Origin of the sequence: Castellaniella sp., from assembly GCF_047971665.1 — a bacterium.
In the GTDB taxonomy this organism is placed as follows: domain Bacteria; phylum Pseudomonadota; class Gammaproteobacteria; order Burkholderiales; family Burkholderiaceae_B; genus Castellaniella.
Map to the genome: position 1 here is coordinate 46,290 of NZ_JBKEAA010000019.1, position 11,740 is coordinate 58,029.

Here is an 11,740-nt window from a genome sequence, read left to right on the forward strand (position 1 = left end):
TCTATACAAATTGAACGGCTTTTCCTGCCTGAAAAGAGCGGGACAGGCACAACGCCGGCCTGATGGAGAGGTACAACACAGGCACATGGAGCGGCTGCAAAGCAGACGGCGGTGCGGGGCCGACGAAAGATGCGACCACCGACCGCGCGGGTGCCGATGGCGCAGCCACCACGCGGTTCGGCATCCGCCTCAGGGGTCCAGGATGCGGCCCGGATTCAAGCGCGCCTGCGGAACCAGCAGCTGCCGGACGCTCGCCATCCGCGTGCGTTCCGCTGTGCTGCGGCTATGCGGCAGGAGCGTGTCCTGTGGGGCAGGCAGGGTGCGGGGCCGGAGGCCATGGCTCAGCGCGTCCTATTGTTCCCAGAACGCATTGCGGTCCAGGTAGTTCTGCAGGAACTGCTTCAGCCGGTCGTGTGTCACGTTCCGGAAAAGTGTTGCGGGCGGTCCACTGGCGGCAATTCGACCCTGGTCGATGAACAGCACACGGTCGGCCACCTGCGCGGCAAAGCCCATTTCGTGTGTCACGACCACCATGGTCATGCCGTCGTTGGCCAGGTCTTTCATCACTTGCAGCACTTCACCCACCAGTTCCGGGTCCAGCGCGGATGTCGGTTCGTCGAACAGCATGATGTGCGGCTCCATCGCCAGGGCGCGGGCGATGGCTACACGCTGCTGCTGGCCGCCCGAGAGGCGGATTGGATAGCTGTCGGCCTTATCCGCCAGGCCGACCTTGGCGAGCATGGCGCGGGCCTGATCATGGGCCTGGTCGCGCGGCAGTTTTTTTACTTGGATCAGGGCTTCGGCCACATTGCCCAGGGCAGTCATGTGTGGCCACAGGTTGAAATGCTGGAACACCATGCCTACGTGACGGCGCACATCCTTGATCTCGGCCGGCGTGGCCTTGCGCCGGCCGGTGTCCTGATCCACGTAGCCCAGCAGCCGGCCTTCGATCAGGACGTCGCCGGAGTCATAAGGCTCCAGGAAGGCCAGCGAGCGCAGCAGTGTGCTCTTGCCGGAACCCGAGGGGCCGATGATGCAGATGACTTCGGATTTGCGCACTCCCAGGGAAATTCCGTCGAGCACCTGATTCTCGCCGTAGCGCTTGGTGATGTCGCGGGTTTCGATCAGCAGTTCTTCACTGTCCTGAGAGGGCGTGTGGGGTGTCGTCATGCGTCATTCCGTCAATCAGCGCTGCAGGTAATGGCTGGCTTTCAGTTCGGCCCAGCCGCCCAGTTTTTGCGTGACGGCTACCAGCAGCAGGTAGCATACGCACAGCACCAGGGTGGTTTCAACATAGATGAATTGCTCTGATCCGATCTGCGTGAGCACAGCCGTCAGTTCGGGCACTGTGATGATCGACAGTACGGAGGTTTCCTTGCTGAGAATGATGATCATGTTGATGAGCGCCGGCGTGATGATCACCAGCATCTGCGGCAGCTGCACGCGCCAGATGGTGCTGATGCGCGACATGCCCAGACAGTCGGCGGCCTCGATCTGGCCGTGAGGCACCGACAGGAAACCCGAGCGGAAGATCTCGGCAAAATAGGCGCTGCCGTACAACGCCAGCGCCACAATGCCTGCGTCCAGCGCCGACAGCGACAGGCCGATGTTCGGACCGCCGTAGTACAGGATGAACAACTGCACCAGGAACGGTGTGGTGCGCAGGATTTCGATGTAGACCCGCAGGACCGCGCGAAGCCAGCGTCCCGTGAACAGTTGCAGTACGGCGATCACGAAGCCCAGTACCATGCCCAGAACGACAGCGCCCAGCCAGCTGAGGATCGTGATGCCGAAGCCATTCAGGATCTGGCCGCCATATTGCGAAATCAGGGAAAAATCGACCGTCATCAGGCTCTCGTGAAGCGCCGTTCGGCGTAATGTCCCAGGATCGACAGCACCCCGTTGATCAGCATGTAGATCAGTCCGGCGATCAGATAGGCTTCCAGCGGCCGGAAAGTGCTGGCCGCGACGTTCTGCGCGGTGCGGGTGATTTCTGCCACCCCCACCGCAGAGATCAGGGCCGAGGCCTTGATCAGCAGGATCATCTCGTTGATGAGTGACGGCGTGGTCAGTTTCAGCGCCTGGGGAATCTCGATGCGCAACAGGGTATGCAGGGGTGACAGTCCCACCATCTGCGCGGCTTCGATCTGGCCACGCGGAATGCCCAGAAAGCCGCCACGCAGGATTTCACCCAGGTAGGCGCCTTCACAGAATGAAATGGCGGCGATGGCGGCTGTCAGCGGTGAAACATTGATGCCCAGGGTGGGCAGGAAGTAGTACGCCAGCATCAGCTGGACCAGCAGGGGCACGCCACGAAACAGAAAGGTGTACAGATGGCCGCAGCGCCGCAGCCAGGGCGAGGGTGACAGGCAGAGGGTGACGACCAGCACGGCGATGATGAATCCCAGCACCAGCCCGATCACAGAGACAAAGATCGTCATCTGCGAGGCCTTCAGGATCAGCGGCAGGGTCTGGGTGAAGGAACCGGCATCGAACATGATCGCGCTTCGGAAAATGGCGAGACCTGTGCCTCGCCGTCGCGCGCCCGGCCTCTGGCAGGAGGCCGGGCAGGGCGGTCAGACGTTCGGGACGAAGTCCTCGGTGGGAACCGGCATTTCCATGCCGAACCATTTTGTTTGCAGCGCTTTGAGGCGGCCGTCCTTGTGCATGTCGAGGATGACCTGGTCGATGGCGGTGATCAGCGAGTCGCTGTCGGCGCCTTTGTGGCCCATGAAGGCGAAATAGACTTTTTTGCCAATGCTGGGTTGAACGACCGCGAACGTGTCGGGGCGCTCTTTGGCCGCGACGGCGATATTGGTGATTGAATGCCCCACCGCCATGATGCGGCCGTTGGCCAGGTCGGCATAGGCCTGGTTGAAGTCCACGTATTCACGGATTTCAGGTGCCGGATTCAGGGTTTCGGCATAGGCTTTGGTCTGCGCCAGCTGCGACGAGCCGCGCTGGCTGCCGATGACCTTGCCCGCCACCTGTTCGGGTTTGGTGAAGTCCTTGTTCTTGGCGCGCTTGAGGAAAGCGACCGTGCCGTCGGCGATGGGCAGGGTGAAATGATAGCGTTCCTTGCGCGCCTTGGTGACGTTCAACGGGCCGCCCACCATGTCGAATTTCTTGGCATCCAGACCCGGCAGCACGCTGGACCAGGGCAGATCGATGAAGCGGACCTTCACGCCCAGCGCTTTGCCGACCTCGGCGAAGAATTCCTTGTTGAAGCCCTCTTGTTTGCCGTTTTTGAGGAAGTCGAATGGCGCGAACTGCATTTCGGTGCCGACGACCAGTTCGCCGGCTTTTTTCACGTTGGCTAGTTGATCCGCCCGGGCGGTCAGGGCAAATGACGCAGCCGCCAGACAACTGCCTGCCAGCAGCCATTTGAAGATGGGGGTGTTGCGCATGGTCTGTCTCCTCGGTGAGCAGGGTCGCACAGGCGTCTCCACTGCTGAAAATCATCATGGAATTGTTCTCTTGCGGGGCGTCGAGGCACCTGTCAAAAAAGTACATACATTAAGAATCGAGTGTCAATCCAAGGGAACCCGATCAGCCAGGACGGAGCCGGAAATCACGGCCCGACCCGGGAGGCGGCGCAGGGCAGACGGCGGTGCGGGGGAAGGGCGCCCGGCGAAAGGCGAAGGATTGCCCGCAAGCCCTAGCTCTGGCCGGCGAGCTTGTAGCGATTGCCTGGATACCACATCACGGCTTGCGAAGCGAAGGTGCCGCCCGAGAAAGTCGTCCGGTCCAGCACCAGACAGGGCTGTTCGACGGGAATGTCCAGCGGCTCCGCCACGCCCGGCGGCGGCAGCTTGACTTCGATGGTGTAGCGGCCTGTCGGCTCGGGGGCGGCGCGCATCAGATATTCGTTGGGCGTGGTTCTGGTCCAGTCCTGCTGCAGATAGTCCGGCAGACGCCGGGCATCGACGACCCGGTCCTCGAGCTGGATCGGTTCCGCGTTTTCGTAATGCACGATGATCGAATGAAACAGCGGGGCGCCCACCGGGAGATGAAAGCGTTGCGCCTGTGTCGTGGACACCGTGGTTCTTTCCAGCCGCAGGACATGGCAGGAATGCCGATGGCCCCGGTCGCGGATGTCCTGGGCGATGCTGCGGATCTCGATCAGCGTGGACGGGATCTTGGCTGGCGCCACGTAGGTGCCCGATCCCTGGTAGCGCAGCAGCACCTGGTCTGCGGTCAGCTCGCGCAACGCCCGGTGCACCGTCATGCGCGAGACGCCGAACTGTTTGCACAGCACCAGCTCCGTGGGGATCAGCATGCCCTCCGTCCAGGCGCCGCCGCGGATCTGCTGCAGGACATGGTCCTTGATGCGCTGATAGGCAGGTGCCGTTCGCGCGGAGGGCTCGGTGGCCTGGGCCTGATGGCGCATGTCATATTCCCTGTGGATCGGATGGAACTATTCTATGCGAGACGCGGCGGCCCGTCCCCTGGCGGATATCCATGGCGCGCGGGCGGGCCCGCGCAGCCGGTTTCAGTCGAAATGCACGATCTCGAAACTCAACCGGCCCCGGTCGTCGCGCCCGACGGAATAGCCCAGGTGCTCGCACACGCTGTTGTCGGGATGAAAGGTCAGCACGACGGGCTTGATGTGCTCCAGCTCGGATATCTGAATGTATTCCGAATTGGCGATGATGACCTCGTCGCCGCGCTGGCAGGTGCGCGCCGCCGCGCCGTTCAGGATGCAGCAGCGAGAGCCGCGTTCGCCATAGATCACATAGGTGCTGATGCGGGCTCCGGAATTCTTGTTCCAGATGTCCACGAATTCCATGGGCAGGATGCCGGCGGCTTCGCAGTGATCAGGATCCAGGGTGATGGAACCGTGATAATCCAGGTCGGCTCCGGTGACGCGAATGCCATGCAGCTTGGCGCGAACGATTTTTCTCACTTCGAATCTGGTGCTGAAAATTGAGCAGCCGGCATTTTAGCGCGTTGCAGTACAGCATCATGCTTTATCCACACGGCGTCATCCTGTATGTGCGTTTCATTATAATATGATGATCATTTGATAAGGCGATGCGCCGCATGGGCGGCACGGGCGCCGAATTCGGACATGCGGATCATCGGACGGGACATTATGTTTGCTGCGCGGGAAGCCTGGAAAGCCGGGTTGTGGGCTCCCAGACACTGGACGGGCAATATCGTGGCGGGCGTGATTGTCGGCGTGGTGGCGCTGCCGCTCGCCATGGCCTTCGCGATCGCCTCCGGGGTCAAGCCCGAGCAGGGTCTGTACACCGCCATTGTGGCGGGGGTGGTGGTGTCATTGTTCGGCGGCAGCCGGGTGCAGATCGCCGGCCCAACGGGCGCCTTCATCGTCATCCTGTCGGGCATCGTCGCGGAACATGGCGTCGCGGGCCTGCAACTGGCGACCCTGATGGCGGGCCTGATCCTGTGCGCTTTCGGCCTGGCCCGTCTGGGGAGCGTGATCCGGTACATCCCCTTGCCGGTGATCCTGGGCTTCACGGCCGGCATCGGTATCATCATCTGGGTCGGGCAGTGGCAGGCCTTTTTCGGGCTGCCGGCGGTGTCAGGGCATTTCTTTCATGAGAAGTTCTGGTTCCTGGTGCGGCATCTGCCGCAGCTGGATCCGGTGACCACCGCCTTTGGCCTGGGCTCGCTGACGCTGGTGTTGTTGCCGCGACGAGTGCGGATGCTGCAGCGGATCCCCGGCCCCCTGCTGGCGCTGGTTGTGGCGACAGTCCTGCAGGGGGTTGCCCAGTTCCCGCAGCTGGCCACCATCGGCAGCACCTTCGGCGAACTGCCGCGCGGGCTGCCGATGCCGCATTGGCCCTCAGGCGGGCTGGACCGGATCGTGCCGTTGATCGGTCCGGCGTTCACCATCGCCCTGCTGGGCGCAATTGAATCGCTGCTGTCAGCCGTGGTTGCCGATGGCATGGCCGGCACGCGGCACGACTCGAATGCCGAGCTGTTCGGCCAGGGTCTGGCCAATGTGATCAGTCCCCTGTTCGGCGGGATCGCGGCCACGGGCGCCATCGCCCGGACGGCCACGGGCATCCGCAGCGGTGGCACGGCGCCGCTGGCGGGTGTGGTTCATGCCCTGGTGCTCGCGCTGGTCCTGCTGGTGTTCGCGCCACTGGCGCGCAACATTCCTCTGACCACGCTGGCCGCAATCCTGTTCGTCGTCGCCTGGAACATGAGCGAGGCGCATCGTGTGCTGCGTCTGGTCCGGTCCGCGCCGCGCGCGGACGCCGTCATCCTGTGTCTGACGCTGCTGCTGACGGTCTTCGCTGACCTCGTCGTGGCGGTCAATATCGGCATTGTGCTGTCGGTCCTGCACTTCCTGCGCCGCATGGCGTCCAGCGTCGATGTGACGCCCGTGGTGATAGCGGACGCAGCGTCCGGAGAGGACGCACCACGCGTGCGCGCGTTGCGGGTCCGGGGGCCGCTGTTCTTCGCGGCGGCTGAGTCCCTGCGGGAAGCGTTCCGGGCGGCGCATTCGTCCGTGCTGGTCCTGTGCCTGGATCAGGTGCCGTTCGCCGACGCCACGGCGTTGCAGGCGCTGGATGACGAGATCGCGGCCGCGCATGCGCGCGGCATGCGCGTGATTCTGTGCGGTGCCGACACCCGTATCCGCGCCAAGCTGCATCGAATGGGCACGCTGTCGCGTCTGGCTGCGGGCGATTGCCTGCCGGATCTCGCCGAGGCGCTGGCCTCGGCAGGGCCGGCGGATCCGGCGCGGCCCTGATCCGCAGCCGTTATGACCGGGCGCGCGGCTTGCTCGGCGTCCAGTCCACGTCGTGTTGTGCCAGGTAATCCCGGATCAGCTGACGCACCACCTGCGAGGGCGTCAGGTCCTGGCGGGCGCAAAGCTGTTCGAAGGCCTTTTTCTTGTTCGGATCGATCAGCACGGTCAGGCGGGCGGTCTTGTTTTCCAGCGGGGTCGGGCTCATGGTTCGGGTCTCGGTCGGGCCGGCGCGGTCGTCGGCAACGACGGCCGGGTCCGCAGGGTTTCTTGCAGCCGCGCCTCCAGGGCCGCCGGGAAACCCGGGCGTTGGGCCGGTGGCAGCAGGCGGTCCAGTGTTGCGATCCGGTCCGCGTCGTAGCGGCGGGCGGTGCCCAGCGCGGTTTCCAGCGCATTGGCGTTTGCCGTCATCCCGGCGGGATCGCCCTGTGCCAGGATCAGGGCATGGACGAGCCCCACGTGGCGGTCGGGCGCGTGGCCCGGGATGCGCCGCCAGAGCTGCGCGGTTCCCGCGATCTTGCGCGTGGGAGACGGCACGGCCAGATTGTACCTGCCATCGCAGAACGAGCCCTCGACCGCCTGGGCCCGGGTTGCGATGCCGAAGGTCGCCAGCGTGTCGCCGATCAGCGCGCACAGATGCCGGTAGAGCCTTTCGGAATGATCGAGCGGCCGGCCGGCGAACACCTGAGCCAGGCTCAGGTTCAGGATGCCCGGTCCCTGAGGCACCACGCCGCCTCCCGACTGACGAACGTGAACGGGGCAGCCCCGTGCGGCGAAATCCGCCTGGACTGTGGCGAACTCCGGACGAGCGGCATAGGTGCGCGGCACCACCAGCCCCGGGGCTGCCTGCCAGAGACAGGCGACGGGCATCTGGAGTGCCGGTGTCAGCAGGTGTTCGTCGGCCAGGGGGCCGGTGTCGGAGGCGATTTCGAGCAGGCGGTAGGCGCCAGGGTGCGCCTCCGGCATGGCCTGATTCATGACGATGACAGCTGGGTCGTCACGAAAGTCTCGTCGTCCATGAACAGGTAGCGGATCGCATCGATCAGCCCCACGATCACGGCCAGGGGAGTGAAGAACCAGCTGAGGATCAGCAGGACGATGCCTTTGCCGATCTGGCCCAGATAAAAGCTGTGTGCACCCAGCCAGCCCAGAAAGACCGCCAGCACGATGGCGATCTTGCGGTGGCCCGCAGGGCCGTCCAGGCCTTTGCCGTGCGAGCGCAGGATCCACAGGCTGGCGGGGACGGTCAGCACGAGCGCCAGGAGAACCTTGCCGGTATGGGCGCGCAGATAGCCCGCGGCCGCGATGTACAGGTCGCTGAAATTGCGGATCAGCACACCGGTCAGCGACGAAATCCAGGCGAAGACATCGTGCAAGACGGTCTCGCTCAGGCTCAGGGCGAGCAGGATGGCGAAGAAGATCGCCACGATCAGGATCAGTTTCTTCAGCATGGGCATCCTGTGCGTGTGAGGCCCGCGCCGGTGCCGGGCGCATGCCCGGTCTGGCGGGCGGCAAGCCCTATTCTATCCGGGATCATGCGTTTCAGCGCGCGCTGGCCTGGCGGATCGCATGGTCCCACCCGGCCAGCCGTCCGTTGGCTTCATCACGGGACATCGCGGGTTCGAAGCGGCGTTCGACGCGCCACAGCGAGGCCAGTTCCTGGAGATCGGCGTAGACACCCGCCTGCAGGCCGGCCAGGAACGCAACTCCCAGCGCCGTGGTCTCCACCATGGTGGGGCGCAGCACGGGAATGCCCAGCAGATCCGCCTGGAACTGCATCAGCAGGTCGTTGACGCAGGCGCCGCCGTCGACGCGCAGTTCCTTCAGGGGCGCCGCGCCCGCCGCCTGGGCGTCGCGGCTCATGGCCTGCAGCAGGGCGGCGCTCTGGTAGGCGATGCTTTCCAGGGCCGCACGGGCGATGTGGGCCATGGAAGTGCCGCGCGTCAGGCCGGTGATGGTGCCGCGCGCCTCGGGGTCCCACCAGGGTGCGCCCAGGCCGGTGAAGGCGGGCACGAACATCACTCCACCCGAGTCCGGCACGCTGCCGGCGAGTGCCTCGATGTCGCTGCTGTGCACGAAGGCGCGCAGGCCGTCGCGCAGCCACTGAACCACGGCGCCGCCCACGAACACGCTGCCTTCGAGCGCGTAGGCGGGCCGGAGGTCGGGCTGTGCCGCGCTGGTCGTCACCAGTCCGTTGCCGGAGACCTGGAAGCGCTCGCCCGTATGCATCAGCATGAAGCACCCCGTGCCGTAGGTGTTCTTGGCCATGCCGGGATGAAAGCACGCCTGGCCGAAGAGGGCGCTTTGCTGGTCGCCGGCCACCCCGCAGATCGGCACGGCGTGGCCCAGCAGATCTGGCGCGGAGGCGCCGTAGTCGGCCGAGGAGGGCTGGATGTCCGGCATCATGCGCGCCGGCACGTCCAGCCAGTCCAGCAGATCCGGATCCCAGGCATTGGCGTGCACGTCCATCAGCATGGTGCGGGCGGCATTGCTGACGTCGGTCAGATGCCGCTGGCCGCCGGTCAGGTTCCAGATCAGCCAGCTGTCGATGGTGCCGAACAGCAGTTCGCCCGCCTGAGCGCGGGCGCGCGCACCAGGGACGTGATCCAGGATCCATTTCAGTTTGGTGGCGGAAAAATAGGCGTCGATGCGCAGTCCCGTCCGCTTGAGGATGTCGGGTTCACGCCCCCGGGCGCGCAGTTCGGCGCAGGCCGGTTCGGCGCGACGGTCCTGCCAGACGATGGCCCGGTGGATGGGCTCGCCCGTGCGGCGATCCCAGACCACCGTGGTCTCGCGCTGATTGGTGATGCCGATGGCGCGCACATCGCGCGCGGAGATGCCGGCCCGGTGAATGGCCTCGCCCATCGTATCGCGTTGCGTCTGCCAGATTTCCTGCGGGTCGTGCTCCACCCAGCCGGGTTGGGGATAGTGCTGCGTGAACTCCCGCTGCGCCAGGCTGACGATGCGGCCCTGGCGGTCGAAGACGATGCTGCGAGTGCTGGAAGTGCCCTGGTCCAGGGCAAGCAGGTAAGTCATGGCGGGGTTCCTCAGGAAGCGATGACACAGTCCACGCCAGCCGCCTTGAGCAGGCCGGGGAAAGGATCGGGGGGCCGGGCATTGGTGAACAACCGGCCGATCTGGGACAGGTCCCCCAGCCGGACCATGGCAGGCCGGTGGAATTTGCTGGTGTCGGCGGCCATCCAGACCTCCCGGGCCGACTGCATGATGGCCTGGGATACTTTGACCTCGCGGAAATCATAGTCGCGCAGGGTGCCGTCGGCTTCGATGCCGGAAATGCCCATCAGCGCGATGTCGGCGCGGAACTGGCGGATGAATTCCACCGTGGCTTCTCCCACGATGCCCAGGTCCCGGGCACGCACATTGCCGCCGGCCAGGATGACCTCGCATCCTGGCTGGCGGCCCAGTGTGTAGGCAACGTTGACGTTGTTGGTGATGACGCGCAGCCCCGTATGGCCGGACAGGGCGCGCGCGATGGCTTCCGTGGTGGTGCCGATGTTGATCAGCAGCGAGCAGTCGTTGGGGATTTCGCGGGCGATGGCCTGGGCGATGCGTTCTTTTTCCTCGGCATGCAGGTGGGCGCGCTGGCGATAGGCGATGTTCTCGGTGGTCGCATTGGGCAGTCTCACCCCGCCGTGAAAGCGGATCAGCAGATTGGCCTCGGACAGACGCTGAACGTCGCGCCGGACGGTCTGGACCGTGACATTCAAGTCGCTGGCGAGCGCTTCCAGGCTACAGGAACCTGAGCCTTGCAGGGAATTGAGCAGCTTGATCTGACGAGGATTGGGATGCATGGAACCGGATTGTGGCATGACGGAAACACTGTACAGCGAAAGCAAAAGAAAAAATCCTAGGGTTTGTATGGACAGAAAAAAGAGTTGAAACGAACAATAATTTGCAAAAAGGAATTTCTGGAGTAAAGGCCCATGCAACTCAAGCTGGCACGCGTCGGCAAGAAAATCGGTGCCGAAACCTGGCTCCATCCCCTGGATCTGGAGCCGCGGGAATCCGCAATCACGGTCCTGCTGGGGGTGACCCGCGCCGGCAAGACCAGCCTGATGCGGCTGATGGCCGGTCTCGATGCGCCGACCACCGGCCGTGTCCTGGTCGATGGTGTCGATGTGACCGGGGTGCCGGTGCGCCGCCGCAATGTAGCCATGGTCTATCAGCAGTTCATCAATTACCCTTCCATGTCGGTGGCGGCCAATATCGCCTCGCCGCTGCGTCTGCGGAGCGAGACCGATTTCATGCCCCGGGTACGTGAAATCGCGCGCACGCTGCACATCGAGGAGTTCCTCGATCGTCTGCCGTCCGAACTGTCCGGCGGCCAGCAGCAGCGCGTCGCGCTGGCGCGGGCCCTGGCCAAAGACGCGCCCCTGATGCTGCTGGACGAACCGCTCGTCAATCTGGACTACAAGCTGCGCGAAGAACTGCGCGAGGAGCTCGGCGCGTTGTTTGATCGGGGCCGCTCCACCGTGATCTATGCCACCACTGAGCCTGGCGAGGCCCTGCTGCTCGGAGGGCACACGGCCGTGCTGGATCAGGGTGAACTGCTGCAATACGGTCCGACGCTGGAGGTGTTCCGGCGGCCCGCGTCGATCCGCGTGGCGCGCGCCTTCAGCGATCCCCCCATGAATTTCATGGCGGCTCACGCCGGCCCCGGGGCTGTCAGCCTGCGTGCGCTGTCCGACGTGAGTCTGCCCGCCGGACAGGATGTGCCCGCTGGCGATGTGACCGTCGGCCTGCGCGCGGTCGACCTGTCGCTGACCGATCAGGGCGGCGACTGCCGGATCCCTGGCCGGGTCCAGCTTGCCGAGATTTCCGGCTCGGCCACCTATGTGCATGCCGAAACCCCCGTCGGCAACCTGGTGGCTCAGGTGTCGGGGGTTCAGCACCATGGACTGGGCGATGCCATCGACCTGCATTTTTCCAGCCACCGGGCCTATGTGTTCGGGCCGGATGAGTCCTTGCTGCGGGCGCCTCTGGCGCGGGAGGCCTGAC

General features: G+C 64.7%; 13 protein-coding genes. 2 read left to right on the forward strand and 11 right to left on the reverse strand.

Going from position 1 to position 11,740, the window contains the following annotated elements:
* Positions 1 to 351 precede the first annotated feature (351 nt).
* From ACK5JE_RS07730 to panD, 6 genes are all read right to left on the reverse strand, one after another.
* A complete protein-coding gene (locus ACK5JE_RS07730; protein WP_416801120.1) occupies positions 352 to 1,170 on the reverse strand; it encodes an amino acid ABC transporter ATP-binding protein in 819 nt (272 codons plus the stop codon).
* Between the two features lie 15 nt (positions 1,171 to 1,185).
* Positions 1,186 to 1,851 carry an amino acid ABC transporter permease gene (locus tag ACK5JE_RS07735; RefSeq protein ID WP_416801211.1) on the reverse strand — a complete coding sequence of 222 codons (666 nt, stop codon included), beginning with the start codon at positions 1,849 to 1,851 and terminating at the stop codon, positions 1,186 to 1,188.
* Positions 1,848 to 2,498, reverse strand: a complete 651-nt coding sequence (locus tag ACK5JE_RS07740) for an amino acid ABC transporter permease (RefSeq protein WP_416801121.1) — start codon at positions 2,496 to 2,498, stop codon at positions 1,848 to 1,850. The genes ACK5JE_RS07735 and ACK5JE_RS07740 overlap by 4 nt, the downstream gene beginning before the upstream one ends.
* A 78-nt stretch (positions 2,499 to 2,576) precedes the next feature.
* A complete protein-coding gene (locus tag ACK5JE_RS07745) occupies positions 2,577 to 3,407 on the reverse strand; it encodes a transporter substrate-binding domain-containing protein (RefSeq protein ID WP_416801122.1) in 831 nt (276 codons plus the stop codon).
* Between the two features lie 251 nt (positions 3,408 to 3,658).
* Positions 3,659 to 4,390, reverse strand: coding sequence for a histidine utilization repressor (gene hutC / locus ACK5JE_RS07750; protein ID WP_416801123.1), 732 nt, complete (start codon positions 4,388 to 4,390; stop codon positions 3,659 to 3,661).
* A 102-nt stretch (positions 4,391 to 4,492) separates the two neighbouring features.
* On the reverse strand, positions 4,493 to 4,906 hold the full coding sequence (gene panD / locus ACK5JE_RS07755) for an aspartate 1-decarboxylase (protein ID WP_416801124.1): 414 nt from the start codon (positions 4,904 to 4,906) through the stop codon (positions 4,493 to 4,495).
* A gap of 189 nt (positions 4,907 to 5,095) precedes the next feature.
* Between panD and ACK5JE_RS07760 the strand changes: the two genes are divergently transcribed.
* Positions 5,096 to 6,724, forward strand: coding sequence for a SulP family inorganic anion transporter (locus ACK5JE_RS07760; RefSeq protein ID WP_416801125.1), 1,629 nt, complete (start codon positions 5,096 to 5,098; stop codon positions 6,722 to 6,724).
* A gap of 10 nt (positions 6,725 to 6,734) precedes the next feature.
* Here ACK5JE_RS07760 and ACK5JE_RS07765 read toward each other — a convergent pair whose 3' ends face one another.
* The 5 genes from ACK5JE_RS07765 to ACK5JE_RS07785 all read right to left on the reverse strand — a co-directional run bounded on the left by ACK5JE_RS07765 (position 6,735) and on the right by ACK5JE_RS07785 (position 10,533).
* Positions 6,735 to 6,914, reverse strand: coding sequence for a ribbon-helix-helix protein, CopG family (locus ACK5JE_RS07765; protein ID WP_416801212.1), 180 nt, complete (start codon positions 6,912 to 6,914; stop codon positions 6,735 to 6,737).
* Between the two features lie 11 nt (positions 6,915 to 6,925).
* Positions 6,926 to 7,699, reverse strand: a complete 774-nt coding sequence (locus ACK5JE_RS07770; protein WP_416801126.1) for a lipoyl protein ligase domain-containing protein — start codon at positions 7,697 to 7,699, stop codon at positions 6,926 to 6,928.
* Positions 7,696 to 8,172, reverse strand: coding sequence for a TM2 domain-containing protein (locus tag ACK5JE_RS07775; protein WP_416801127.1), 477 nt, complete (start codon positions 8,170 to 8,172; stop codon positions 7,696 to 7,698). Before ACK5JE_RS07775 ends, ACK5JE_RS07770 begins: the two co-directional genes overlap by 4 nt.
* A gap of 91 nt (positions 8,173 to 8,263) precedes the next feature.
* A complete protein-coding gene (gene glpK / locus ACK5JE_RS07780) occupies positions 8,264 to 9,757 on the reverse strand; it encodes a glycerol kinase GlpK (RefSeq protein ID WP_416801128.1) in 1,494 nt (497 codons plus the stop codon).
* 11 nt (positions 9,758 to 9,768) lie between these two features.
* Entirely contained in the window at positions 9,769 to 10,533 is a 765-nt protein-coding gene (locus ACK5JE_RS07785; RefSeq protein ID WP_416801129.1) for a DeoR/GlpR family DNA-binding transcription regulator, read from the reverse strand.
* Positions 10,534 to 10,665: 132 nt separating this feature from the next.
* On the opposite strand from ACK5JE_RS07785, the gene ACK5JE_RS07790 reads away from it, so the two are divergent.
* The gene (locus ACK5JE_RS07790) at positions 10,666 to 11,739 is read left to right on the forward strand and encodes an ABC transporter ATP-binding protein (RefSeq protein WP_416801130.1); all 1,074 of its coding nucleotides are present in this window, start codon (positions 10,666 to 10,668) and stop codon (positions 11,737 to 11,739) included.
* Position 11,740: the final 1 nt, after the last annotated feature.

Excerpts from the sequence above, each read along its gene's own strand:
- ACK5JE_RS07730 (WP_416801120.1), bottom strand. The coding sequence starts at position 1,170 with ATGACGACACCCCACACGCCCTCTCAGGACAGTGAAGAACTGCTGATC.
- ACK5JE_RS07740 (WP_416801121.1), bottom strand. The coding sequence starts at position 2,498 with ATGTTCGATGCCGGTTCCTTCACCCAGACCCTGCCGCTGATCCTGAAG.
- ACK5JE_RS07745 (WP_416801122.1), bottom strand. The coding sequence starts at position 3,407 with ATGCGCAACACCCCCATCTTCAAATGGCTGCTGGCAGGCAGTTGTCTG.
- hutC (WP_416801123.1), bottom strand. The coding sequence starts at position 4,390 with ATGCGCCATCAGGCCCAGGCCACCGAGCCCTCCGCGCGAACGGCACCT.
- ACK5JE_RS07760 (WP_416801125.1), top strand. The coding sequence starts at position 5,096 with ATGTTTGCTGCGCGGGAAGCCTGGAAAGCCGGGTTGTGGGCTCCCAGA.
- ACK5JE_RS07770 (WP_416801126.1), bottom strand. The coding sequence starts at position 7,699 with ATGAATCAGGCCATGCCGGAGGCGCACCCTGGCGCCTACCGCCTGCTC.
- ACK5JE_RS07775 (WP_416801127.1), bottom strand. The coding sequence starts at position 8,172 with ATGCTGAAGAAACTGATCCTGATCGTGGCGATCTTCTTCGCCATCCTG.
- glpK (WP_416801128.1), bottom strand. The coding sequence starts at position 9,757 with ATGACTTACCTGCTTGCCCTGGACCAGGGCACTTCCAGCACTCGCAGC.
- ACK5JE_RS07785 (WP_416801129.1), bottom strand. The coding sequence starts at position 10,533 with ATGCATCCCAATCCTCGTCAGATCAAGCTGCTCAATTCCCTGCAAGGC.
- ACK5JE_RS07790 (WP_416801130.1), top strand. The coding sequence starts at position 10,666 with ATGCAACTCAAGCTGGCACGCGTCGGCAAGAAAATCGGTGCCGAAACC.